Source organism: Kiloniella sp. (assembly GCF_048270245.1).
Classification (GTDB): domain Bacteria; phylum Pseudomonadota; class Alphaproteobacteria; order Kiloniellales; family Kiloniellaceae; genus Kiloniella.
The window spans coordinates 1,032,053-1,057,278 of record NZ_JBLWTH010000001.1; the positions used below are offsets into that span (position 1 = coordinate 1,032,053).

A 25,226-nucleotide genomic window follows, 5' to 3' on the forward strand; every position below is an offset into this window, starting at 1 on the left:
CGTTTTCTGAAAAAGAAGCGAGCACAAATAAGAGAGGACTATTTGTGCTTTTGGTCAAACCAATCTTGTTTTGCTCGATATAAGGGGGTAAAAGCTCAAAAAATAAACTTTCAAAGAATCTCCTAATACAGCTCTTTTTACAGGGACGACTTCAATATGCGCTGGTGGAATAACCCTCACTCGGTTCGTGCCCCGCTTATCCTGACGATCGGTTTCGTATTGATGGCGGGTTTTTTGATCACAAACTTCCTTAACTATCAAATTTCACGAAACAGCTTACGTGAAGCTCTGATTAATAATGAGCTCCCCCTGACGAGTAATAATATTTATTCAGAAATCCAGCAGGATTTGTTGCAGCCTGTCTTTGTGGCCTCTCTTATGGCGAACGATATCTTTGTTAAAGACTGGTTGATTGGGGGTGAGAAAGACGTTGATAAAATTGCCCGATATCTGGATGAAATCAGAACAAAATATGGTCTTTTTACAAGCTTTTTAGTTTCTGAAAAAACCCGTAATTATTATCATTTCAAAGGCCTAACGCAATCAATCTCTGAAGATGATCAGAATGATACTTGGTTCTTTCGGGTAAAAGATGGAGCATTAGAATACGAACTAAACGTTGATTTAAACGAAGCTCAGAATAATACGACAACCATTTTTATCAATCATAAAATTTTTGATTATGATGACAATTTTCTGGCAGCTGTCGGTGTAGGGCTCAAGCTGGATACTGTGGCGGAAATCGTAGGGTATTACGAAAAAGATTATGGTCGTCATGTTTATTTTGTCGATGATGCGGGGAAGATCCTGATTCGGTCTGAAGGGGCAACGATCGAAGAAGATAATATTTACTCTGCTGATGGGGTATCTGTCGTTGCAAAGGATATAATGGCAGCTGATAGTGGGTTCTTTGAGTATGAAAAAGCCGGAGAAGCCATGTTGTTAAATACGCGCTTCATTCCACAGCTGGGATGGCATGTTATTGTGGAACAGGAAGAGGCTCTGGCTTTAAGCGCTATTAAGGATGGCCTTTTGACCAACTCGCTGATTGGTCTGGCAGTTATTGTGCTGACTTTGATTATTGTTTTCTACGCTATCAATGCATTTCACTCTCGTTTGGAAATGATGTTGATTGAGGCCAAGATGGCCCGTCGACAACAAGAAGTGCAATCAAGCGAACTCGCGGCTTTGGCTGAACAAGAAGCTGTTTTGAATGAGCAGCTTAAGTACGAGGTTGGGATTAAAAACAAGTTCTTTTCCATTATTGCTCATGATTTAAGAAGCCCTTTTACTTCGCTCTTGGGGATGACCCAAATGATGTCTCAAATGGCAGATAAGATGAGCAAAGAGAAGCTGGTCGACTATGCTCGCGATGTAAATGAAACAGGTAACCGCGTGTTTGATCTTCTACAAAATCTGTTGGACTGGTCGCGTCTTCAGATGATGGAAAATACTCTGGAAAAGCAATCCGTGGATCTGAGACAAGTTACGCGGGAAAATCTGGATGTTCTGGATCCTATTGCAGAGGAAAAAGGGATACTCCTTATAAATGAAGTAGAGAACATTGAGGCTTTTTGTGATCGCAATATGGTTTCGACGGTGCTGCGGAACTTACTCGCCAATGCTTTGAAGTTTTCGGCGAAAGGGGATAGCGTTTCTGTTTCTGCACAAAGAATTGCCGATATGATTGAGGTTAAGGTCTCTGATCATGGTGTTGGTATGTCTGAAGAGCAAGTTAAGAAGATTTTTACTTTGGATGAAAAGACATCGACAATCGGTACAGGGGGAGAACACGGGACTGGATTAGGATTGCCGTTATGTAAGGATCTACTCAGTCGTAACAAAGGCCGGATATGGGTGGATAGCACCCCTGATAATGGATCAGATTTTTACTTCTCTTTACCAGCAGAACGTGGCGGAGATTAAGAGAAAAAGGGAATTTGTATTGAGTGATCCCAACCTGGGTTATTCTTCTGGTTCGTATAACTCTGTATCGAGATCATCAAGTTTCTCGGCAAAATATTTTCGGGCGTCGGCGATACCTTGATTGTATTGTGACGGGCCAATTTTCTTCAGAAGGAAATCCACGATTTCTGCAGCACGGAACTCACTGATATTTTCATCAAACTCTGAGTAGTGAAAATTGATCAAAGCTTCGATAATGTCGGTTCTTCGTTCATCTTCAAGTTTGATCCGCATGATGTCAGCGCTTTCATTATCAGGTGGTGTTAAAAAATTGGACTAGGCTTTTTGTGTGAGCTTAAGCTTACTTTCGAGAAGGTAAAAGTTACTCAGCTGAATAGCGATTATCTAACCATTCGAGACAACCTTCAACAGTGGGTATTACCATAGCTGGTGGCTGTGGCGGGCGGGCTATCATCAGAACAGGAATATTATGTTTTCTGGCGGCAATGAGCTTGGCACTGGTTGCGGTACCCCCTGAGTTCTTGCTGATCAGCAGGTCAATCTTTTCTTCTTTTATAAGCTGGATTTCTTCATTAAGCGTGAAGGGGCCACGTTGAAGTATAACTTTTAAATTTTGTTTTTCTGCTTCTGGGGCCGGTGGTTCGATCATTCGTGCGACGAAACGATGTTTTATAATCGAGGTAAAACCGTCGAGTTCTTTTTGGCCAGTTGTTAGGAAAATGGTTAAAGAAGTGTCCTGAGACTGCAAATAATCTTGTGCAGCCTGCATATCAGGTACATCAACCCATTCATCGTTTTCTTCTTTTTTCCAAGCCGGGCGCTGGAGAACAAGATGAGGAGTTTCAAGTTTTTGACAGGCTGTCCAGGCATGATCGCTAATTGTTGTGGCAAAGGGGTGTGTGGCATCTATAACGATGTCTATTGCGTCTGTTTCCAGATATTTCACGAGACCGTCGATACCACCAAAGCCACCAAGTCTTTCGTTGCCGGATACTTGTTTACGGTTTGTTGTGACGCCAGCGCGTGATGTCGTGACGTGAAAGGTCGGGTTTTTCGACAGTTGTTCTGCAAGTTGATTGGCTTCGGTGGTGCCGCCCAGAATCAAAATGCGTGCTTGATCCAAGTGATGATTTATTTCGCCTAGTTCTCTAGAAGTCATTTTAAAAAGCCGGTTTTAGCCACAATAGCTCCGGGACGATCAATGATGATGATCTCTACTTCGGTGATATTATCTCGGGAAGTTCCCTTTAAAATTTTCAAGGCTTCTGCTTGGGCGAGAAAAGCAATTTTTTCAGCCAGAGGAATACCCTCGGCAAGGCAATGCACAAGGATTTGATTGGCTGTGTTGGCGGTTTGTGCTTCCTCAATGATATCTTCCGGGGCTGATATCTCTCGCAGTCTATCGGCCAACCAGGACATATCGACCTGACTACGTCCGGAGTGAAGATCCATATGGCCCATCGCTAGTTTTGTCAGCTTGCCAAAGCCACCGCCAATGGTAAGTTTGGGAACGGGGTGATCACGCAGATATTTGAGCATACCCCCGGCAAAATCCCCCATATCAAGCATATCTGTATCTTCAAGACCATAAAGGTCCATGACCGCTTTTTCCGATGTAGATCCAGTGCAACCTGCCACATGTGGTCGATTTGTTGCTATGGCTACGTCGATACCGCGATGTATGGAATGGATCCAGGATGAACAGGAAAAGGGAATAACAAGGCCTGTGGTGCCGAGGATGGACAAACCACCAAGAATGCCCAGTCGTGGATTCCATGTTTTCTGGGCAAGCTCTTTGCCATTAGGAATGGATATTTCAATTTCAACATCGCCGGGCAGCCCGTGTTGACCCGCAACTTCTGTGATTACCTCGGTCATCATCTTTCTGGGAACTGGATTGATTGCAGGTTCACCTACGGGAATGGGTAAGCCGGGCTTGGTAACCATGCCGACCCCTTCGCCAGCGTGAAAAACTATGCCGCTTCCAGGCACGCCATTGCGCACTCGAGAGATTATCGTGGCATGATGGGTGACATCCGGATCGTCGCCCGCATCCTTTATAATTGCTGCCATCGCTGAGCAATCGTCTTTTTCTTCTCTGCAAAGAGCAAAAGCGGGTTGCTCTCCTTTTGGGAGAGTTATAGTAACAGGATCTGGAAATTGATTTGTTAGAAGAGCTGTATAAGCCGCTTTGGTTGCCGCAGTGGCACAGGCACCAGTGGTCCAACCTCTTTTCAATTTTCCTTCGGGTTTTCGTGCCATGACAGTATAATGCTAAACCGTTATTTTATAGATCGTTTGGCTTTACTTCTGAAATGAATCAGAAAGTAACACCAGTTTGGGGTACTTTGTTAGTTTTAAGTATCTTTCTTGTTTGGGGTATCTTCCCCAAATGAGATATCTTCAGAGTGAAGCTACACGAGAAGGACAGTGTGATAAATGGATAAACTGCCTCTAGACCTTCCAAATTTTGAACCCGGCTGGGTTTGGCTTGTCGGTGGTGGACCGGGTGATGCTGGCCTTTTGACACTTTATGGATTGCATGCCCTGCGATCTGCCGATGTTCTGATATATGATGCGCTGGTTGGCGAAGATATCCTCAAGATGGCCCGTGAAGGCTGTGAGCTTGAATATGCTGGTAAACGGGGTGGCAAGCCGTCTTCAAAGCAGGCTGATATTTCACAACGTCTTATCCAGTTGGCAAAAGAAGGTAAAAGAGTTCTGCGCCTGAAAGGTGGCGACCCATTCGTATTCGGCAGAGGGGGCGAGGAAGCTCTGGCGCTGGTAGAAGCGAATGTGCCTTTCCGTGTTGTTCCGGGTATCTCTAGCGGTATTGGCGGTCTGGCGTATGCCGGCATTCCTGTTACCCACCGCGATTGTAATTCTGCGGTGACGTTTCTGACGGGACATAATGCGAGCGGTATCGTACCGGATAACATTAATTGGGAAGGTCTTGCACAGGGATCACCTGTTATTGTGATCTATATGGCCATCAAACATCTGGGTGATATCGCTCAAAAGCTTATGGCCCATGGTCGGTCTGCTGATGAACCCGTCGGCATTGTCAGCCGAGCGTCGACCCCGTCGCAAGAAGTCCTGGAAACCAGCTTGGGACGCTGTGTCGAAGACGTCGCCAAAAGCGGTATTGAACCGCCAGCACTTGTCGTGATTGGTGAAGTTGTGCGCTTGCGTTCAGGCCTTGACTGGATGGGGGCAATGAACGGTAGGGTCTTGACGTCTGATCCGCTCAATCTATCTGCAAATATTGATAAGGTTGCGAACGCTTGATCGCCAAGGACAGTGCCGAAAGTTCAAAACAGCAAAACGCTTCTATAAATTCAGAGGCCCCTAAGGGACTGATTATTGCGGCTCCTTCTTCAGGGAGTGGCAAGACCACGCTGACCTTGGCATTGTTGCGTTATTTTAAAAACAATAATCTGCGTGTTGGTCCGGCCAAGGTCGGCCCGGATTATATCGATCCGGCTTATCACACAGCAGCAGCGGGACGCCCCTGTTTCAACCTTGACCCTTGGGCCATGCGGCAAGCGAGTCTGGCTTCTATCATTGCGCATAGCGGGCATGATGTTGATGTGATCTTGGCCGAAGGGGTGATGGGGCTTTTTGACGGAGCGGCCGGTGGGGCGGGATCAACCGCCGAACTGGCAAAGAAAACCGGATGGCCTGTTATCCTTGTGATTGATGTGAAGGGAATGTCTGCCTCGGCAGCGGCCATCTTGCATGGGTTTGCTTCTCTTGATCCCGAGGTCACTGTTGGCGGGGTCATTTTTAACAGAGTCGGTTCGCCGCGACATGCAGAGTTGCTGAAAGAGGCTTGCGAGCCGCTTGGAATTCCGGTCCTTGGTTATCTGAAAAGGCAGGATGATCTGGTTTTGCCAAATAGGCATCTTGGCTTGGTGCAGGCGATTGAGCATAGCAAGCTTGATGGCTATCTTGACAAAGCGGCAGAGCAGGTTGGCTGGGATGTACGTTGTGAAGAGCTACTAAAGCAGGCTCGCCCATCAATACTTTCACATAATGATCTACACAGTTTTATACCACCTATAGGGCAAAGAATCGCAATCGCACAGGATGTTGCTTTTTCTTTTATCTATCCGGCTCTTCTGGAAGGTTGGAAAAAAGCAGGTGCTGAGCTGAGCTTTTTCTCCCCCTTGGCTGATGAAAAGCCATGTACTGAAGCTGATGCGATTTATCTACCCGGTGGGTACCCCGAACTACATGTGGGGCAGCTGGGCGCAAACCAGATTTTCTTAAAAGGTCTTCGTCAGGCTGCAAATAATAACAAAACGATTTATGGGGAATGTGGCGGTTACATGGTTCTCGGTATGGGACTTATTGATAACCGTGGGGATCATCACGAACTTGCGGGACTTTTGCCTGTCGAGACGTCTTTTGCTGTACGGCGACGGTCGCTGGGATATCGAGATGTTACAACCCTCAAAAACACAGCTCTTGGTGATAAAGGTTCAACTTTTAAGGCTCATGAGTTTCACTATTCTACTGTTGTTGGGGATGAAGGTGATACCCCCTTGTTTGATGTCAGGGATGCGGCGGGTCAAAAAAAAGGGCAGGTTGGCTGTGTAAGGGGATTTGTTATGGGATCTTATATCCATCTCATTGATCAATACTGAGTGAGTAGGGTTTAAGTTCTGAATAGAAGGTAAAACTGTGTTATTATGCTTCTGAGGGGGATGTGTGCTTAACCAAAGCCACAAGCTCGAGAGGAATGTACTAAGTGCAAATAAACAGGGAATGTTTTCATAGTTCTGCTCAGTGTTTGCCCCCACCCCAGACTTACCCGATGATCAGAGGGACTATCGGTCGATACCTCGCTCGTCCTTGGTTCGATGCTTTGGCGCTTCGTCTGATCGTTAAATATCTTTTCCCTCTTACCCGTGTTTTACAAACCGCGATTACAAGTGAAGGGGATGCCAGCAGGCTGATTGATGATCTGGGGCTAAAACATGGATTACCAGATGACTGTGACAGGGCCCTTACCGAAGTATGCATTCGTCATCACGTCGCAAACTCTGCCTTTGAGCGATGGAAAATTGTTATGTTTGGCGATGGCCTGAGCATCGCAGGGCGTGTTTTTGCGGAACGGCGACGACAGGAAACACAACAAAGGTTGTTAGAGGCATCCCTGTTTTTTAAGGAAATTCGCAAAGAAGTTGCGCCTGTACGATGGCAACTGCCAACTCCAAAAGAGTTTTTCGGGACTTTTGGAGATTACCTCGACGATTTAGAGCATTTTTATCGTCCGCCCCAAAAGTTACCTGCTGTTCGTTCTTCACATTCTATTCATGGTGTTTATGGTCGTGAATACTGGTTGCGCTATGACTCAGAATTTGGTGCTGAAAACTGGGTGCGGTGCTATGAACCTCTTACGGGGTTAAATCCGTCGGCACCGACGATTATTTTTTTGCAAGGTCTGGGTGTCGAGCAGGATTGCTTTCAAGATCGAGAAGATCCTGTTTGCGCGCTGACAGAGGCAGGGTTTCGCGTTTTACGTATGCAACAACCCGGTCATGGGTTCCGCAAAACACCTGGATTTTATGCCGGAGAACAGATTTTTAGTGAAGGCCCTATGGGGCTGATCAAGCTTTACAGGCAATGGATCTCAGATATTTCTGTGTTAATGAACTGGGTGCGCCAGCAACGCGGCGGGTCAATTGTTCTGGGCGGCGTAAGTCTGGGGGCGTTGACAGCACAGCTGTATTCAAGTGTTGCCTGGAATTGGCATGATGCTTTGAAACCTGACGCGTTACTCTTAATTGGCACCAGTGGAAATGTTCTGGATGTATTTCTCAAGGGGTGTTTGACACAGGCGCTGGGCATACCCAAAAAACTACATGAACTTGGTTGGCGTGAATCCGACTATGTGAAATGCTTACCATTTGTGCAGCCAACAGGTCACTCGGTCGTTCCCTCGGAAAAGGTGATCTTTATGCTTGGGCAGGCAGATAAACTGACCCCTTATAAAGGGGGACTGGATCTTGCCAACCGCTGGCGGATTCCTCCGGAAAACAGATTTCTCAGAAGTGGTAAGGGCCATTTTTCCCTGTTGATAGACCTTATTCGCGATCCTATTGTCTTGAGGCGTTTGTGTGAAATTACGTCGTAATTAACGCGTGAATCGGCTTGATTGTGGATGTAATTACACATGCAATTACGACACAGGTGGTCTGTGAGGCGGGGCATTAACAAGTCCATTGTTATCTGTTATGTTGCCTGAAATTTGTACAGTAGTTGACTTTTTCAAATTCTGTCGATGATTGTGGCGGGTAATAAGTACTGATTAATTCAGGCTTGATTACCTTACCGGTTGGTCTTACATAGCCATCAAACAAACAGGCTTTGGCGGCTGGCGCCAAAGTAAGTTTACCGAAGTAAGTTATACGAGATAAGCGAACCCATGAATTCTCTTGGTATAGATAAAGAACCTAAAGATACACGTGTTGTCGTTGCCATGTCCGGTGGTGTCGATAGTTCTGTTGTTGCGTGTATATTGAAAGAAGAAGGTTATGACGTTATCGGCGTTACCCTTCAACTCTATGACCATGGAATTGCGTTGGAAAAAAGCGGTGCCTGTTGTGCCGGGCAAGATATTTATGATGCCCGTACGGTGGCTGATCGTTATGGCTTCCCACACTATATTCTGGATTATGAATCACGCTTTAAACAGGATGTGATGGAAGATTTCGCTGACAGCTATATGCGCGGTGAAACACCTATTCCCTGTGTGCGGTGCAACCAGAAAGTCAAATTCAAAGACATGTTGGCGATGGCCAAGGATCTCGGCGCGGATGTGATGGCAACAGGCCATTACGTACAGCGGATCGAAGGCCCCAATGGTCCTGAACTTCACCGGGCTTTTGACGATACAAAAGACCAGACTTATTTCCTGTTCACAACAACCGAAGATCAGCTGGATTTTCTACGGTTCCCTCTCGGCGGTTTGCCGAAAACAGAAACCCGGAAAATAGCAGAACGTATGGGGCTATCCGTTGCCGATAAACCCGATAGTCAGGATATCTGCTTTGTGCCGGACGGATCTTATGCACGTGTTGTTGAGCGTCTGCGTCCCGGTGCGTTGGATAAGGGTGATATTGTGCACCTTGACGGCACTGTGCTGGGCCAGCACGACGGTATTATCAACTATACGGTTGGACAACGTCGCGGTATTGGCGTTGGTGGTACCAGTGATCCTATCTATGTTATTCGTCTGGACGCTGAAAAAAAGCAGGTTATTGTCGGCCCCAAAGAAGCGCTTTCCCGTGATGTTGTTCTTGTGAATGAGCTAAATTGGTTGGCAGAACCTCTGAACGACCGGGGGCGCGAAGTCACTGTTAAGCTTCGGTCCGCATCAAAGCCAACTGCCGCCACGGTTTACCCGGAAGGGCAGGGGCTAGGTATGGGCGGTGCTCGTGTTGTGTTGCATGATCCGCTTTATGGTATTTCGCCGGGGCAGGCTGCTGTTTTTTATGATGGTGATCGTGTTCTGGGCGGTGGCTGGATCGTTTCTACCGAAAAGCAGGTTATGGACGAAGAAGCGCAGGGTGCAGCATAAGGCCAAAATCCGGTAAGTTTATTTCTTTCTGGAATTGCGATTTTGTTCCTGTTACGTTCTGTGAGGTGTTTCTTTTCACATTTCACAGAAATAGCAGCGCATGGTCCCTCAGATAAGTAATTCTCAAGCCCGACGGTTGTTTATGAAACAGCAGGGTTTATGCGATAACCCTGCCACGAAACAAACGAAAATTCAGTTACTCGACCTGATAGAGCGTATGGGGTTTGTGCAGATCGACAGTATCAATACTGTCGAACGTGCGCATCATATGATTCTCTTTTCCCGAAACCAGACCTACCAGAAAAAGCACTTTGATCAACTTTTGGAAACTGATCGTTCTTTATTTGAGAACTGGACACACGACGCTTCTGTGATCCCGATGATCTATTATCCTTATTGGAAATATCGCTTTTGCCTCACAGAAGCATACTTGCTGGACCGATGGCGTAAGTGGCGTCGGGAAGGGTTCGAAGAAAGCTTTCGAACAGTCCTAGAGCATATTCGCGAGCACGGGCCGACGCGCTCCCGGGATATGAAAAAGCCGGAAAGCGGTCAGGGTAAGGGAGATACGAACAAGAAAAGTCAGGGCTGGTGGGATTGGCATCCATCCAAGACTGCTTTAGAATTCCTGTGGCGTACGGGGGCATTATCTGTTGATCGTCGTGATGGGTTTCAAAAAGTTTATGACGTTACAGATAGAGTTATTCCATCAGAAGTTCTTTGCCAAGATATTGACCATGAAAGCTTTGTTGACTGGTCGTGCCGTTCAGCAATGGAAAAACTTGGTTTTGCGACGCCGGGTGAACTGGCTGCTTTTTGGGATGGGATAAAACTAGCCGAAGCCAAAGTTTGGTGCGAAGAGAAGCTTGGTAAGGAACTTGTCGAGGTTGAGGTATTATCTGCAGATGGTAGTAAGCCACGTAAAGTCTATGCTTTTGAGGGCATCTTAGGCCAGCTAGATGATTTGCCGACAGTCCCAAAACGTGTGAGAGTACTTAGTCCTTTTGATCCGTTGATCCGCGATAGAAAGCGAACTGAACGTCTCTTCGATTTTCACTATCGTATCGAGGTTTTTGTCCCCGAAGCAAAACGCCAATATGGATACTATGTTTTCCCTCTGCTTGAAGGTGAAAACCTCATTGGGCGTATTGATATGAAACGACAGGGAACGGAACTGTTTATCAAAGGCCTATGGTTTGAGCCCAAAGTGCGTGCTAGCAAAGGACGGCTCAGCGCACTGACATCTGAGTTAGAGAGGATCAAACGCTTTGTTGGCTGCGAGAGTTTGGTTTTTGCAGATGATTATCTGAAATCAGGATAGTGGGTTATAATTCTGGAAACTTTTAATTCTGAATGAAAAACTGCTTTAATGAATCCATTCTGCAAGCTTTGGATTTATTTCCATGGCGTCATTAAAAAGCCAGACCATACGATCACAGAACCACATTTTTCCAATGGTCATGGCAAAGCCAAAAAACATGGTTGGCCAGAATAAATGCAAGTAGGCGGTGATAATGCCGCCGAAAAATCCAACCCCTGCCATGATGCTTAACGCGCGTGTTTGCGATCTGTGCATGTCGAGCAACTCGTCCAGCCCATCAAAGGGAACTTCCTTTAGCCATATACGTTCGCCAAAGGTGACTTGCGATGCCCAAAAATCAGTGTGCCGAGGTTTGGGAAATATACGGGGATTGAGATACATCCAAAAGACGAAGAGAAACAAAAGAAAGCCGGCCACGGGCCACCCCCATGCTTCATGAGACCATATTGCCGGGAATATCAGCCACCCTGTAGCAACACGCGTCCACCCTGACATTGGATGAGCGTGGTGTTCCCAGGTATTTTGCGACATTTTGAAGATGTTTCGCATGGTATGGCTCAGTTATGGCTTTATTCTTTATCTCAGAAAGGGCGATAGGTGAGATTAGTGGGCTGTGAAGCCTGATACAAGCCAATATTATACGGCCTTTCATCCGTTATCTTTTAGGATCAATACAGATTGAGAGTGGGGACGGGGAGATGAATTTTCAAAAAAAAGAAAAAGCGGATGACTCCGCTATTGACAGTTTTGTGTCATGGCATTATCACCCCTCTTACAGCGCGGATGGTTGACGAATCAGTTAATCGTCACAGCACTGTCAAAGCCTTATGGCGGAGTAGCTCAGCTGGTTAGAGCAGCGGAATCATAATCCGCGTGTCGGGGGTTCAAGTCCCTCCTCCGCTACCAATTCAAAAAGCCTCAGCAAAATTGCTGAGGCTTTTTTCATTTGCCATAATAATTTTGCCGAATTTTGACCATAGTAAACTTGTAACTAAAAGCCCTATTAAGTGCTCTTTGTGGGATTATTTATGAGAAATTTATTTGTTTTGAGTTTTGTTTTTTTCGTGATGGGGGGGGCTGTGCCTAATTGTGCAAAATGAAATGTCACCCTATCATCCTATGGATGAATATAAGCAAGCATTAGATACAGTGTCTTATCGAGACTCTGAAGCATTTTATGCTGTGCAAGAACAGTATCGCTCGGAAAAGTATAGAATATACGACCTTGGTATCTTTGATTTGATGTTAGGAGGGGTTATCTTCTTAGCTACAATAATGCAATGTACCCGTATTTTAGCAGCTCCCAGAATTGTAATCGTTTTATTGGCTATTATAGTGCCTCTATTATCGGGGTCTGGTCAGGTAGTTGGTCTTGAGCTGAGTGCTCAGCGAGATACTTTCCCAAGTTGGGCTGATACTTTAGCCATACCATTTGTGGGCGTTATTTTTTATTGTTTTTTCAGTTTACTATTTAGCTTATGCCATTTGGGTTATTTACAAGATTGTAGAGGTGATTCTATTTCTCTCACCAAGTGTCCCAGCAAATGGTTAGCGGGATTAATTGTTTTAAATCTTATTTTTATGGTGAGTTCAGCCTTTGATGGCGCATGGTGGGAAGTGTTTCCTTCAGTTCTATGGTTGTATTATTTTGCGTCAATTGGCTCAAGATTACATTGGGGCGCATGAAGCTATTTTCTTGGTTGTGGAAAATTAAACACTGGGATGCTTATTTGTAACTGGTCAAACCAATTTTTGTGGCGCATTATCTATCTTCTTTCAAACATGAGCTCTAGGGGTTCAGATTAACACTTGGTTTCGGATTACAGCGGGATATAGAGATGGCGTTGGGTATTGGTTTTATTGGTTTGGGCATTATGGGAAACCGTATGCTGACAAACATGTCGGTGCATGGTGAATTTAACTTGGCAGCTGCTTGGGATCCTAATGAATCTGCACGCTCTGATGCTCAGAAAAATTATCCTTCTCTGGATGTTGTTGGAACTGTCGAAGAAGTTATCAAGCACAGGGATGTTGATGTGGTTTATATTGCAAGTCCACCTGCATCCCACCGGGATTATGCTTTGGCTGCTGCGGCGGCTGGAAAAGCGGTTTTCTGTGAAAAGCCACTTGGGATCGACGTGGAACAGTCACAGGAAATGGTTGCGGCTTTTGAAGAAAAGGCTGTTTTAAACGCTGTTAATTATCCGCTGGCGAACTCTCCAGCCGCTGATTTGATCAAGGCTGATATTGACGCTGGTAAGTTAGGGGCGATTACGTCTGTCGATATTCGCCTGCATTTTGCTCCTTGGCCACGTGAATGGCAGCAGGATGCAACTTGGTTGTCGCAACGAACAGAAGGCGGTTTTGTTCGGGAAGTAGGATCGCATTTTATTTATTTAACCGAACGTCTTTTGGGGACTGCTGAGTTATTGAATACCTGTGCAATCTATCCAGAAGATGATATTTCTTGCGAGACAAATGTACAGGCCCAACTGGCCTGCGATAACGTGCCTGTTTCCTTTCACGCCAGTGCAGGCGGGGTTGGCCCCGATGTCGTCGAGTTTACTGTTTGGGGAGAGAAAAAATCCTATCGATTGACGATGTGGGATCAGCTCTATTCAACAACAGGTGACGAATGGAAACGAGAGCTTTCTGAAATCGACGATGCAAGACAACATGGTTATATGCGTGGACTGGATAATCTTGTTGCATGGAAAGAAGGCAGACAGTATTCAATGGCGAGCTTTGCTGATGCACTTTCTGTCCAGGAAAAGGTGGAAGCAATTCTGTCGGGTGAATTTTAGGAAGACCTGATACAAAGGTCTGTTGTTGAGTGTAGATGGATGTCTGATTATACTTTTTATGTAGGTCATTTACGTTTTATTGCCAATCGGACCGGACGGGTGAATGAAGAGGTCACCAGGATGATGGATATCCTGGATGATATCGCTAATCAAATTGAGGCAAAATCTACTTTTAAACTAAAGGCAGATGATCTGCGTTTAGGATCTCGTGCTTTGGCGGGGGTTGCCGGATTTCTTCAGAAACAAATTTTGCCAGAGGTTGTTGCAGCTCAGAATGAAGTCGGCGAAAAGCAAGTGCGATGGGTCATTGATACGTCGATGGCTTTTACATCGAAAATTCTGATGCATGCTGAGATTACCAGTGATAAGGATGACCTTGAACTGGATCTTCCAAAAGCCCCCTAAAGGGTTGTCTGTCAAATTAATCAATTAACGAGAATAAATTCAGAGCTAAAGTGGCCTTCGTTCTCTTGCGATAAAAATGTCGTCGGATGACATGAAAATAATTGTATTTATTCTGTGTCTTCTTTGCGAAGTGACTGCCCAGGCTTTTTCTTAAGCTTGTCTGCCCATATGCCTTTTGTGTTAATCTGATATGTAGTGGTGAATAGCAAGTGATAGGCTGATAGTTTTATGGGGCTGATAGGTTGGGGCAAAACAAGGGGTGCACAGTCAGGTATATTCCTCCTTTGGGCCTTCTTGGTTTTATCGCCTGTACACGCACAAAATTTAATTGTCGATCATTGGGTTTGGGCAGGTCAGTCGCTGAGCGATAAAGACCAGCATCAACAAAAATTTATAAGTGATTGTGAGGCCTTGAAGCTATCCTGCGAAGCAGGCACGGTCAGGGTTCTTGTTCGTTCCTGGGGGCATGACGCTGGTCAAAAATCAACGCTACATCAAAGTCCAAAATACTTTCCGGACTCTGAAAAGCTAATTCTGACATATCGGATGGAAACCCGTGTGAATAGCAGGGAAGTATCGGCTTTTATAAATCGTGATGTGAATATTTGGAAACGTGCAGGTCGAAACATTATTGGGGTTGAACTTGACTATGACAGCCCATCTTCCAAACTTGATGAATATCGGATTTGGTTATTAGACATTAAAAAGAGAATTCCTGCTGATATGTCCGTTCGGATAACAGGTTTACCCACCTGGTTCGAAGACAATCAACAAGATGCAAGAAAGTTGGCAACGGCGGTATCGGAAATTTCTTTGATGTTTTATCGTCAAAAACAAACACCGATAACGGATCATCTTCTTGATGCCATAAAAAAAGTAAATAACATCAGATACGGTTTTCTCTGTGATGATAACAGATGGCTAAGTCTTTATAAGGAGCAAAAGAAATATGGGACGTTTCGCATGGCAATTTTCATTACTGCTGAGTGTCATGTTGATCGCGAGCTTGCTCCCTCGTGATCTTGAAGCGGGGGGAGGATCCCCTTGCCAACAGCCAATAGCTTCACGGTATTGTTCATCGACTCAGCTTGATATGCTTGTCCCCCAAGAAGGTCGTGCAAAGGTATTTCTAGAGCAACTGATTCGGGGCTATCGTCCTGAGTTACTTAAGAGTATTGACGGTTCTGATGCCGAACTTGAAATTTCCAAGGGTATTCGAGATTTCCACGAAACTTATCGTATTGAGGAACTTACATCGAAAGAGCTGGGTGCCTTTGTTCGTAAAGAGAATGAAGAGCTTTTTGCCAAAAGGGACTATCTTACCCAAGCTTATTGTTACAGCGGGGGCAACTTCTCAAACCTTCATAGCTATTATATGGGCTTGAAAAGGAGTGATCTGGGTCAAGATGAAATCAGACATCTAGCTATGATGCGTCTGGCCCTTGTACAAGACTGCCTTTTCAATTTTGATGACTATTTGAAAGCCTCTCAAACATTTCAGGGGCATGTAAGAAAAGAACAGGGCTTATATAAAAACTGGTCCCAATACATCGAAGCCGCTGCTTTTTATCACGATGGCTTTTTTCCAGAAGCAGCAGAGCTTTTTGCAATGATCGCGCTAGGGGAAAAGAACGAAGGTCGTGAAACCGGATGGTTAATTGAAACCGCGCGCTATATGGAAATTCTGGCTCTGTTTCACAATGGTAGAGAGGGGCAGGAAAAGGTTTTCTTGCCTGCGATCTTCAATAGTTTTACCGAAGCGTTCCTGACAGATTTTCCTCAATCAGAATACCGACAGCATGTCGAAGATATGGAAATTGGCATTTGGTTACATTACGGAGATCGTGATCGTTATTACACAGAACTTCTGGACGAAATTGCGGGCAACCAGTTACTGACAAGTGATGATGATCAAATAGATCAACTTGATCATCTCGCGATAAATGCCTTGCGCGCGAATATTGATGAAATCGCAACACGGACACTGAAACATCGTAATGGTATCACGCTTTTGGCGGCTATTCTTTCTAAGTCAGGTCTTTCCAAGTCAGGAGATTTGGCTAAGCCAGAAGAACTGGAGGGGCTGTGTACTCAGATAGAGATGGTTACTTCTGGTGAGGATGAAGAAATTGAAACCTATAGCGAGATGGTTTGCGATTATTTACTCAAAGGAAAAGAACCTTCGAGTAATGCGTATAAAAACACACCACTTTACAGTCATGCTCAAGCCTTTGAGGCTGTGGTGAACTTGGAAGAGGGAGAGTTTGATAAGGCTGGAATGCAAATCAGCGACATTGCCGCAGGCAACGCGATCTCGCTTGAAGATCTTTTTGCTCTGCGAAGCAAACAGCTTGAAATGCGGTTAAAGGATAAAGCACCGCTGGCTTTTATTCTGGAGGATGCCATTCAGAATGATAACTTTAATGATGATAGGCCGTTTTCGGAACTTACGATATTGGACACTGTCCTTTATGAGCAGGTATCCCGATATTTCCTGAGTACAAATGATTTTATCTCTGCTCTATCAGGTACAGATAATCCCTTGTTGAAGTTTGCTCTGATCCGTCCACATTTGGAAGAGGCAATGATTCAAGAAGATTGGCAAGGGGCAGCTCTGCTTTCCAAAGGATTGGATTGGGAAGCTGTTTTAAAGGCTGGAGCACTGGATAAATCAAGCAAGCTACGGGACGAAGTACAGCTCTATGCCGATCTTGAACAAGACTTGGAAACACTTTCTTTGGGACAGGATAGAGGGCGGGAGCGGGCCAAGGCATTGTCTGATGTTGCCTATTTTTTATATGAGAACCATGTTGCGCCACGGTGTAGTTATGCGCGTACTAAGCTGATTAACCGTTATCTTGAAGATTGCCAGCCTGTTTATATTCGTTTAGCTGCGGAAGGTGTCTGGGCGGAGAATAAAGTGATTGACCAGCCTAGAGCACCAATTGAAATGTTTTCAGAGGCCCTCGATCTTTATGGCGAAGAAAGAGAAACAACGGCTGAGCGTGCGCGTTTACTTCGGATCATGATATTCTGTGCCAAAGGCGTAAAAAACGTTAGTTATTGTTTACGCTGGAAGAATATTCCTAAGAAGCAATTTCAGAACTGGTTTGAAACGCTGGCTGTGAAGTACCCAAAATCGGAGCGGGTTAAATACTGGTATTATGATCTGCCGTTTTATTCTGGTGTTTATACGAACAGTGATGGAGAAAAGCTGGACCGGGAATATTGGTATGAAGAAGATGCTTATCTTGGTTATCTGGATGGTGGCCCTTACGGTTTGAGTACTCATTAAATCCAATCATTAATATCCCGGATTAATTGGGGCCATTAATCCGGGATATTAATCTTGAATAAGCATCTTCTTTATCAAATTCGTTATCCTTGTAGCAGAGGCTTGTGCCTCATGCTATCGGGAATATCGGCACCAATCCGTGAAATAATACTGGGGGCTATGGCCAGCTGATCCAATAGATGATCTTTTTCTGGAACCTTCGCGGTACCAAAATAATAAAAGGGAACATGGCGCATGATTTCCTCGTTACCGCCGTGATGACCATCAGTATTCATACCATGATCGGCTGTAACAAAAATATCGTATCCTGCTTCTAACCAGATTGGTATTGTCCGGGCCAGCGCGTTATCAATATGCCAGGTCTGAATACGGTATTGCGCAGAGTCCGCGGTATATTTATGACCAAGACTGTCAACGGATGAGCTATGTAACAGGACATAGTCCGGCGTATGACGGCGAACGAGGCGGGTTGCTTGTGCACAGAGATCAATTTCTGCGGGGGCACAGATGTTTGCGGCAGAATAACCTTCCATTGAATAGAAGCGTCCATACTGGATTGCCTTTGTCTCATCCTCCACTTCGACATGCTCAACAGGATCGTAAGGTCCGTTATAGAGTGTATGAAAATAGGAGTGCGCAACAGCAGCTGTGCTATGTCCGGCCCGATGTAGTTGGTCAAAGACATTTGGAACGATTGAACGTTTTAGAGCTTCGTTGCCACTGACACCATGATCAAGCGGTGACAGGCCGGTGTGAATGGTTTCATACATGGCGGCTGAAATAGTTGGTAAAGCTGTACGCATTTTCCAACGATGCGCTCTACCCAATTCAACCATTCCCTCCAGATAACCACACTGAGAAAGGGCGGTGTCGTAACCAACACCGTCCATGATAACAAGAATTACTTTATTGGACATATCGTTTTAACCTGTTTGGGGCTTCGTCACTTTGCAGCACAAAAGCTATCAACAACGCGCTGAAGAATAGGTGCATAGTGCTCGTAAGGTGGTGTTGTTACGGCAGGGTCTTTGCCTTCATCGTCCCAATAGCGGACCTGTATTATTTCTTTCAAATGCGGGTTTCTTTCGAGCTCTTGCATCTCGGCTTCACTCATTGGTCCGCCTTGAAGGTTAAGGGTGTGGATAGAGGCGTCTGATAAGCGTGAAAAATAAGCTTCGTCTTTTGCACAGAGGTACCTTTTAGCCGCAACGTGTTGGCGAACACATTCAGTGATCACGGGTGGAAAGAACTTTTCCAATACGGCAGCACCGGCTTCATCGTGGTGATTATTAATACCCTTTTCTAGGGCATCATCAGGAAATTCGTTGGTATAATGGCCGATGTCATGCAACAGCGCGGCGGCGATCAAGGCATCGTTAGCCCCTGCTTTTTCTGCGAGTTGAGCACCTTGGAGCATGTGCTCGGACATTGTTACATCTTCGCCTAGATAGGAGTCTGCGCCACGGCGATGGAAAATGTCACCGATAAAATCAACAATGTTTTCATTGGTCAGTGTCTGGAATTTATCGTCACTCATTGAGCTGCCTCCTGCGTTTTTATTTTGGCTTTTATCGATGCGCGTGTTGATAACAGACCGTCTTTGTCTGCGTAACATCCTTGCAGCCAGCGGGTCCCTGCGCCTGAAAAGCCTTTTCTTGCATGCATAACACGGGTGTTGTCTACGATGAAGAGATCTCCGGGTTTCATCATAAAGCTGACTTCCATTTCAGGGCGTTCAATTATCTCTGCATATTTACGATAGGCAGTGTAGAAGTCGTCCATTTGTTCAAAAGGGATATCAGTGAAGGGGGCCGAGGAGCGGTTGTTGAAACGGATCGATAGCATTTCCCCGTCAGGGCCGAGCTCAATTGTCGGGCGCTTTGATTGCAGTTTTACATCGTCACTTCCCGCGTATTCAAAGCGTACAGGAAAACTGGCGAGTAGCTCAAAGCTTTTGGGTGATTCCTGGCGCAGGACTTCAGCCGCTTTGAAACCGTCAACAACAATAGAATCTCCTCCATCAGCGGAGTTTTCCATACAAGAGAGTAATTGAAGTGTTGGAACCGGATCGCGATATGGGTTGTCGGTATGGGCCTGCAATCCCAATCCTGTGTAGGCAAGGTTCACAGGGTTCACTTCTGACCGGACTTCAAAGAAACGTCCATAGTTTGTCTCTCTGACATAACCGAAAAGTTCTGCCACTTCGCAAAGGGTACCACTCTCAAGTGGCAGATCCGTCATAATGGCAAATCCATAGGCTTCCACAGCTTCGAGCCAGTTGCCAAACTCAGTTCCCTTCTGTTGGGCTGTCGCGTAATCAACAGTTGGAATTCCGGAAGAATTGTTGAGACTGGAATCCCATGTTTTAACGCGGTTGCTGACCCACCCCTTATTTGTGGAATGAGTTCTGTCGTAGGCATGTTCCTTTAACCAATCCCCTGGGAAAACAACGGTTTTGTTCTCGGGGTGAAAAGTGATTTCAAGGGAACCTCGGGCATCTACCGATGCGTCTGAAATATAGGTGTCAGCAGGCAAATCCAGAATGGTGATAAGCCTTTGACCATTCCCTTCTGATCGCGTGGCGGCATCCAGGGCATTATCCCTAAGCCAAAGCGCGTGAAAACGGGCAGACGATCCGTCGTGCCAGGTTGCTTGCAAGACCTTGCCGTCATTCAGAATGATTGTGGTATCCAATCTCATTTTATCTCTCCAAGACAGAATTTTTATAATTGACTGGATTAGTCCAGTTATAAGGAATAAAAACAATCAATATAATACGACCCTATGACCTAAGTATTTTTATGGCTATGGAGTAAGCTATTGGCATCATTGCCTCCTTTGGATTGGTTGCGAACATTCGAAACCTCGGCCCGTCATGAAAACTTCACAGAAGCTGGTGTAGAACTCGGCTTGACACAAGCTGCCGTCAGCCAACAGATTAGAAAGCTCGAAGCACATCTTGGCGTAATTTTATTTCATCGTTTGGCAAGGGGCGTTGAGTTGACGGCAGAGGGGGATGCCTATCTTCCATCCGTTCGATCATCACTCCACGCTTTGGCGAGATCGACTGAAGATCTGTTCGGTAAGAAGGGTGCTAAAGTTATTACAATAGCTTGCCCGGCATCAATCGCATCTTTGTGGCTGGTGCCTAGATTGCCTTGGATCAGCGAAGCGCGGCCCAATGTTACCCTTTCCATTGCGTCTATACATCGTCCAGCAGACTATGAAGCAATCAATGCTGATATTGAGATAAGGTTTGGCGCTGGGAACTGGGATGGGAAAGTTGCAACGCACCTTTTTTCCGAGGTCTTGTCCCCAATATGCGCACCACAATTACTGGAAGGTACCAAGGAGGGTACGTGGCAAAATTTGCCATGCATTAGGTTGGCGGGGCGTCGGAGTGGTTGGTCTGAATGGGCAATTGAAGCAAAGGTATCTCCACCTCGAAAAACAGCCATTCGGTTTGATAGTTTTATAACGGCACTGGATGCTGCAAAAGCAGGTGTTGGTGTGTTACTGGCATCACTCCCGTTAAGTGAGGGAGCTTTATCCCGAGGCGAAGTGGTTCGCTTGTCCCCCATAGAACTTGCGATGCCCAGTGGAAACTGGCTTGTTAGAAAGGAAGCAGGGCAAATGAGAGCTGATGTTGAAGAGGTCTGTCGGCTTATTTCTCACGCTGTTATCTAAGTAATTTTATTTAGGGTGCGAATGTCATGAGAGCCTTAAGTTATTCGGATAAAACTACTCATTCCTGTCTTTTGATGTTCGATAATATGGCAGTGCAGAAGCCAGTCACCTAGATTGTCGGCGACAAAAGCGACGTCCATACGTTCATCAGGCAAGACGAGGGCTGTATCCGTGACAAAGGGATCAATCTGTCGTTTGTTGGAATTGAGCAGGGTGAATGAAAGTCCATGCAGATGGATCGGATGTGTATGGGGTGTTCTGTTCCTAAAGCTAAAGATATAACTTTTCCCCAGTTTTAGCTCTGCAAGTGGTTCCATAGGATCAGGGGAAACACCCAGCCATGCTTTTCGGTTGATGGCCCAAAAGGAAAAGCCAATTGTGCCACAAAATCCGTTTTTCGGGGCTGATTCTGCAGTTGCTGTAAACTCGAAAGGAATGTGCTCTGCATTTTTAAGATCAGGAATTGGAACAGGGTTGCGTGGCAACGGCTTGAGGTCACGTATATCGCGTCTCAAGGATGATCCCTGTGACCGCAAAGTCGCAACCGTCCAGGCTTTTGATGAAGAGGCATTGATAAGCTTGATTTCTTTACCTTCTTCGTCCGGCATCTTAATCGCGATATCAATACGTTGCCCCGGGCCAACAGCCTGATGGTCTAGCGTGAAATGTTTCGGCACAGGATAACCATCTAGGGCAATGACGGTTGCGTCTGCACCTTCTGTTTTTAATTTGAATATACGGGTTACATCGCTGACCACTGCCCGTAAGCGGATAATCCCGCCGCTGGGAACGTCGTAGGTCGGGTTTTCTTCCCAGTTGGTGGTTTTCACAGTCCCGAAGGTGCCGGCCCGGGCACTTTTTCTGGCTTTGTACAGGTTAATAAACTGACCATCTGACCCCAGACGCCAGTCTCGTAAGTTTAGGGTTACATCGGCGTCAAAATCGGGTGTCTCTTTTTCATCAACGACCAATACCCCTGTAAGCCCATAGCTCATTTGTTCTAAGGTGTTACAATGAGGGTGATACCAGTAAGTCCCAGCATCAGGTGGCGTGAAGATATAGTCAAACGTTTCGTTTTGATAAACGTAGGGCTGCGTCACAAAAGGTACCCCGTCCATGGCATTGGGTAAGCGTAAGCCATGCCAGTGAATTGTTGTTGGTTCCGGTAACTTGTTTTCCAGACGTACATGGAAAGATTGCCCCTGTTTCGCACGAAGTATGGGGGCAGGGCCCGATGCATTGTACGAAAACACATTTTTTGTTGGATGGTGCCCCAGAATATTTTGTTCAATTATTCTAGGTTTCAGAACCAAATCGGGGGTCGCGTTTGCCTTTGACGCTAGCAATCCAAATGACCCGCCGCCAATGGCTGCGGAACCTGTGGCTAAACCAGCTTTTAAAAAATGTCTTCTGTTCAGCATTGTATTCTTAAATCGTTGAAAAGAAATATTTGTGAATAGGAATTAATATCAATTAAGCAGTAATCCTATACGAACGGGAAGTCAAAGAGCCTGAATGTCGCATTTGAACGGCTGTCTTTGTCAGAATCGGTTGAGAGTTTTGTGTTTGTTCTGGAATATGAGAGGTGATTAAATTCAGGCTTTAGTAAGTGGAATAGTATTATATTCTTCATAATTCTGTTCAAAGATGAGTAAATTAGTATCTGAGCAATTACTAAACTGTAATTTCTGAATTGTTTCTTTGCTAAGAGCATATTCAAAAGACCTCTCGTTTCAGGAAATCTACATGAGTGATTTTGATTTAGTTGAGTACCAAACGCGCCTGTCACTTGCTCAAAAGGCAATGTCTGAAAATAAGCTTGATGCATTGGTTTTCTGTACAGAATCAGAGATTCGATATTTCTCAGGATTCCGAACGCTTTTCTGGCAAAGCCCAACGCGGCCTTGGTTCCTAGTGCTACCTCAAAAGGGTGAACCAATTGCTGTTATCCCCGCAATTGGGGCGGACTTGATGCAAAAGACATGGGTGAAAGATATTCGAACATGGTCTTCACCCCATCCCACGGATGATGGCATTAGTCTTTTGACGAAAGCCCTTAACAATTATTCTCGTATTGGCTGGCCGATGGGGCCTGAGACCAGTTTGCGTATGCCTGTCCGTGATTTTGATGAACTACGTTCATCCTGTGGGGCAGAATTTATTGACTGTACCGATCTTCTTAAAGCTTTGAGAATGGTAAAATCAGAGGCCGAACTGAAAATTCTCAAGAGTATCTGTGATATTGGGAGTTCTGCTTTCGCCAGAGCAGGGGAGATTTTCTCTCAGGGACAGGCGCTTGATGATGTTTTTCGACAATTTAAAATCACCCTTTTACAAGCAGGAGCCGAGGATGTTCCCTATCTTGTCGGAGCGGCAGGACAAGGTGGGTATGGTGATGTTATCTCTCCGCCAACAGATACACAGTTGAGAGACGGTGACGTTCTAATGTTGGATACGGGGGCAACATTAAAGGGGTATTTCTGTGATTTTGATCGAAATTTTGCCATTGCTTGTGCTGATGATAGGACAAAGCGTAGCTATGAGAAGCTGTGGCACGCAACAGAAGCGGGGCTGAAATATGCCAGATCAGGAACACGTTGTTCTGATTTGTTTAACGTGATGCACCAATCTATGGGCGGAGGCTCTTCTGATGTCGGGCGCTATGGTCATGGACTTGGTATGCAGCTGACAGAGTGGCCATCTATTTATGCGCATGACCATACAATCCTCAAACCCGGAATGGTCATGACATTAGAACCGAGTATGGAAGTTTCGGATGGAAAAATTATGGTCCATGAAGAAAATATTCTGATTACCGAAGATGCACCTGTGTTGTTAACGCAACGGGCCGCCCCTGAGTTGCCAGTTATCTAAGGAAGAAGGCTACTCTTTTCTGGGTATTTAAAGCAGAGATACCTAAAAAATAGGTTTAGGATTGAGTAATGAAACTGGATTTTACGCTTGATCAAGGGAATGAAGCCAAAGCTTGCCTTGGTCTGATCGTTTTACAGGCAGATGAAACACTTGAGAATGAATTCCGGCATGCTATTCGAGGCTTTGATGTTTCCCTATTCCATTCCCGTATCCCGAGCCATCCTTCGGTAACCAAAGATACCTTGATTAAAATGGCAGAGGATATGCCTACTGCGGCGGGTTTGCTCCCCCAGAGTACAAGGTTTGATGCAATGGCTTATGCTTGTACATCCGGGACGACAATTATTGGGCCAGCACAGGTGGCAGCTAAAATACATACACAACATCCGGGAGTCCCTGTAACGGAGCCTATTACGGCAGTTGTAGCGGCGTGCCGGGCGTTGCAGATAAAGAAGTTAGGCTTTTTAACGCCTTATGTCCCCGAAGTATCAAATGCGATGAGGACATTGTTAGAAGAATACGGACTTGAAATTACAAATTTTGGGTCCTTCGAGCAAGCTCAGGAGAAGGTTGTTTCCAAAATAGCTGAAGTATCCACGTTGGATGCTATTGTGCGGCTCGGGGAAAAGTCTGAGTGTGAGGGCGTTTTCGTTTCTTGTACCAATCTACGTACATTCGGGATATTAGAAGAAGCAGAACAAATACTCGGGAAACCTGTTCTTTCAAGTAATCTTGCTCTTGTTTGGCATATGTTGAGGCTAGCTGGTATTAATGGGCAAGGTACTGCACCCGGAAAGCTGTTTGCGAAAGACCTTTCCTCAGCTTTGGAGTAAAAGTACTTTGGTTCAGGCGCTGTCTTTTGAGTCCATAACAATTGTCACAGGACCATCGTTAAGTAACCTGACATCCATATGCGCGCCAAAAATTCCCTTTTCTACGGTAAGGCCTTCATTTTTTAGGGCATGACAGAAGAATTTATAAAGTCGCTCGCCTTCCGCTGGTGAGGCGGCGGCAGAGAAGCCCGGCCGGTTTCCTTTTTTCCAGTTCGCGGCAAGGGTAAACTGGCTGACAACCAAGACTGAACCATTTATATCGAGAACAGAGCGGTTCATCTTCCCCTCATCATCCGTAAAAATCCGCATTTTACTGATTTTTCTGGCGAAATAAGTTGCCTCATCATCGATGTCGCCATGCTCTGCGCAAAAGAGGACGAGCAGTCCCTGTTCAATGGCACCAGTGATATCGCCATCGACGGTGACAGAGGCTTCACTTACCCGTTGTAAAACTGCTCTCATTGCTGGTTTCCTAAATTTACTGACTTTTATG

At 45.6% G+C, this 25,226-nt stretch carries 23 protein-coding genes and 1 tRNA gene; 15 read left to right on the forward strand and 9 right to left on the reverse strand.

Annotation, left to right across the window (positions count from 1 at the left end; genetic code table 11):
- Positions 1-156: 156 nt before the first annotated feature.
- On the forward strand, positions 157-1,926 hold the full coding sequence (locus ACN0W5_RS04885; protein ID WP_417453071.1) for an ATP-binding protein: 1,770 nt from the start codon (positions 157-159) through the stop codon (positions 1,924-1,926).
- 39 nt (positions 1,927-1,965) lie between these two features.
- On the opposite strand, the gene ACN0W5_RS04890 is transcribed toward ACN0W5_RS04885, so the two are convergent.
- The 3 genes from ACN0W5_RS04890 to ACN0W5_RS04900 form a co-directional block, all read right to left on the reverse strand.
- Positions 1,966-2,199: a DUF2164 domain-containing protein gene (locus ACN0W5_RS04890; RefSeq protein ID WP_417453072.1), complete on the reverse strand. Its 234-nt coding sequence runs from the start codon at positions 2,197-2,199 to the stop codon at positions 1,966-1,968.
- Between the two features lie 88 nt (positions 2,200-2,287).
- Complete coding sequence (locus ACN0W5_RS04895; RefSeq protein ID WP_417453073.1) at positions 2,288-3,085, reverse strand: cobalt-precorrin-6A reductase; 798 nt, start codon at positions 3,083-3,085, stop codon at positions 2,288-2,290.
- Positions 3,082-4,188, reverse strand: coding sequence for a cobalt-precorrin-5B (C(1))-methyltransferase (locus ACN0W5_RS04900; RefSeq protein ID WP_417453074.1), 1,107 nt, complete (start codon positions 4,186-4,188; stop codon positions 3,082-3,084). The genes ACN0W5_RS04895 and ACN0W5_RS04900 overlap by 4 nt, the downstream gene beginning before the upstream one ends.
- A gap of 177 nt (positions 4,189-4,365) precedes the next feature.
- Here ACN0W5_RS04900 and cobA point away from each other — a divergent pair, with 177 nt between their 5' ends.
- The 5 genes from cobA to ACN0W5_RS04925 all read left to right on the forward strand — a co-directional run bounded on the left by cobA (position 4,366) and on the right by ACN0W5_RS04925 (position 10,835).
- On the forward strand, positions 4,366-5,214 hold the full coding sequence (gene cobA, locus ACN0W5_RS04905) for a uroporphyrinogen-III C-methyltransferase (RefSeq protein ID WP_417453075.1): 849 nt from the start codon (positions 4,366-4,368) through the stop codon (positions 5,212-5,214).
- Positions 5,211-6,575: a cobyrinate a,c-diamide synthase gene (locus ACN0W5_RS04910; protein WP_417453076.1), complete on the forward strand. Its 1,365-nt coding sequence runs from the start codon at positions 5,211-5,213 to the stop codon at positions 6,573-6,575. Before cobA ends, ACN0W5_RS04910 begins: the two co-directional genes overlap by 4 nt.
- A gap of 170 nt (positions 6,576-6,745) precedes the next feature.
- Positions 6,746-8,068, forward strand: a complete 1,323-nt coding sequence (locus tag ACN0W5_RS04915; protein ID WP_417453077.1) for an alpha/beta hydrolase — start codon at positions 6,746-6,748, stop codon at positions 8,066-8,068.
- Between the two features lie 291 nt (positions 8,069-8,359).
- On the forward strand, positions 8,360-9,514 hold the full coding sequence (gene mnmA, locus ACN0W5_RS04920; RefSeq protein ID WP_417453078.1) for a tRNA 2-thiouridine(34) synthase MnmA: 1,155 nt from the start codon (positions 8,360-8,362) through the stop codon (positions 9,512-9,514).
- A gap of 142 nt (positions 9,515-9,656) precedes the next feature.
- Complete coding sequence (locus ACN0W5_RS04925) at positions 9,657-10,835, forward strand: winged helix-turn-helix domain-containing protein (protein ID WP_417453079.1); 1,179 nt, start codon at positions 9,657-9,659, stop codon at positions 10,833-10,835.
- Positions 10,836-10,880: 45 nt separating this feature from the next.
- Here ACN0W5_RS04925 and ACN0W5_RS04930 read toward each other — a convergent pair whose 3' ends face one another.
- On the reverse strand, positions 10,881-11,384 hold the full coding sequence (locus tag ACN0W5_RS04930) for a DUF6653 family protein (RefSeq protein WP_417453080.1): 504 nt from the start codon (positions 11,382-11,384) through the stop codon (positions 10,881-10,883).
- Between the two features lie 280 nt (positions 11,385-11,664).
- Here ACN0W5_RS04930 and ACN0W5_RS04935 point away from each other — a divergent pair.
- From ACN0W5_RS04935 to ACN0W5_RS04960, 6 genes are all read left to right on the forward strand, one after another.
- Positions 11,665-11,741, forward strand: a tRNA-Met gene (locus tag ACN0W5_RS04935).
- Positions 11,742-11,924: 183 nt separating this feature from the next.
- The gene (locus tag ACN0W5_RS04940; protein ID WP_417453081.1) at positions 11,925-12,521 is read left to right on the forward strand and encodes a hypothetical protein; all 597 of its coding nucleotides are present in this window, start codon (positions 11,925-11,927) and stop codon (positions 12,519-12,521) included.
- A 152-nt stretch (positions 12,522-12,673) separates the two neighbouring features.
- The gene (locus tag ACN0W5_RS04945; RefSeq protein ID WP_417453082.1) at positions 12,674-13,639 is read left to right on the forward strand and encodes a Gfo/Idh/MocA family protein; all 966 of its coding nucleotides are present in this window, start codon (positions 12,674-12,676) and stop codon (positions 13,637-13,639) included.
- Positions 13,640-13,678: 39 nt separating this feature from the next.
- Positions 13,679-14,044: a hypothetical protein gene (locus ACN0W5_RS04950; RefSeq protein ID WP_417453083.1), complete on the forward strand. Its 366-nt coding sequence runs from the start codon at positions 13,679-13,681 to the stop codon at positions 14,042-14,044.
- 228 nt (positions 14,045-14,272) lie between these two features.
- On the forward strand, positions 14,273-15,064 hold the full coding sequence (locus tag ACN0W5_RS04955) for a DUF3142 domain-containing protein (protein ID WP_417453084.1): 792 nt from the start codon (positions 14,273-14,275) through the stop codon (positions 15,062-15,064).
- Positions 14,994-17,339, forward strand: coding sequence for a hypothetical protein (locus tag ACN0W5_RS04960; RefSeq protein ID WP_417453085.1), 2,346 nt, complete (start codon positions 14,994-14,996; stop codon positions 17,337-17,339). The genes ACN0W5_RS04955 and ACN0W5_RS04960 overlap by 71 nt, the downstream gene beginning before the upstream one ends.
- Before the next feature lie 83 nt (positions 17,340-17,422).
- On the opposite strand, the gene ACN0W5_RS04965 is transcribed toward ACN0W5_RS04960, so the two are convergent.
- From ACN0W5_RS04965 to ACN0W5_RS04975, 3 genes are read right to left on the reverse strand one after another with little or no spacing between them, the layout of a single operon-like run.
- Positions 17,423-18,256 carry an alkaline phosphatase family protein gene (locus tag ACN0W5_RS04965; RefSeq protein WP_417453086.1) on the reverse strand — a complete coding sequence of 278 codons (834 nt, stop codon included), beginning with the start codon at positions 18,254-18,256 and terminating at the stop codon, positions 17,423-17,425.
- A 26-nt stretch (positions 18,257-18,282) separates the two neighbouring features.
- Positions 18,283-18,876, reverse strand: coding sequence for an HD domain-containing protein (locus tag ACN0W5_RS04970; protein WP_417453087.1), 594 nt, complete (start codon positions 18,874-18,876; stop codon positions 18,283-18,285).
- Positions 18,873-20,039: a gamma-butyrobetaine dioxygenase gene (locus ACN0W5_RS04975; RefSeq protein ID WP_417453088.1), complete on the reverse strand. Its 1,167-nt coding sequence runs from the start codon at positions 20,037-20,039 to the stop codon at positions 18,873-18,875. Before ACN0W5_RS04975 ends, ACN0W5_RS04970 begins: the two co-directional genes overlap by 4 nt.
- A 120-nt stretch (positions 20,040-20,159) precedes the next feature.
- Between ACN0W5_RS04975 and ACN0W5_RS04980 the strand changes: the two genes are divergently transcribed.
- The gene (locus ACN0W5_RS04980) at positions 20,160-21,026 is read left to right on the forward strand and encodes a LysR family transcriptional regulator (RefSeq protein WP_417453089.1); all 867 of its coding nucleotides are present in this window, start codon (positions 20,160-20,162) and stop codon (positions 21,024-21,026) included.
- Between the two features lie 35 nt (positions 21,027-21,061).
- Here ACN0W5_RS04980 and ACN0W5_RS04985 read toward each other — a convergent pair whose 3' ends face one another.
- On the reverse strand, positions 21,062-22,447 hold the full coding sequence (locus tag ACN0W5_RS04985; protein ID WP_417453090.1) for a multicopper oxidase domain-containing protein: 1,386 nt from the start codon (positions 22,445-22,447) through the stop codon (positions 21,062-21,064).
- A gap of 325 nt (positions 22,448-22,772) precedes the next feature.
- On the opposite strand from ACN0W5_RS04985, the gene ACN0W5_RS04990 reads away from it, so the two are divergent.
- Both ACN0W5_RS04990 and ACN0W5_RS04995 read left to right on the forward strand, forming a co-directional pair.
- Positions 22,773-23,900 (forward strand): M24 family metallopeptidase, encoded by a 1,128-nt coding sequence (locus ACN0W5_RS04990; RefSeq protein WP_417453091.1) that lies wholly within the window; start codon positions 22,773-22,775, stop codon positions 23,898-23,900.
- A 68-nt stretch (positions 23,901-23,968) separates the two neighbouring features.
- The gene (locus ACN0W5_RS04995; protein ID WP_417453092.1) at positions 23,969-24,733 is read left to right on the forward strand and encodes an aspartate/glutamate racemase family protein; all 765 of its coding nucleotides are present in this window, start codon (positions 23,969-23,971) and stop codon (positions 24,731-24,733) included.
- A 12-nt stretch (positions 24,734-24,745) separates the two neighbouring features.
- Here ACN0W5_RS04995 and dtd read toward each other — a convergent pair whose 3' ends face one another.
- Positions 24,746-25,195 carry a D-aminoacyl-tRNA deacylase gene (gene dtd, locus ACN0W5_RS05000; RefSeq protein WP_417453093.1) on the reverse strand — a complete coding sequence of 150 codons (450 nt, stop codon included), beginning with the start codon at positions 25,193-25,195 and terminating at the stop codon, positions 24,746-24,748.
- Positions 25,196-25,226 lie beyond the last annotated feature (31 nt).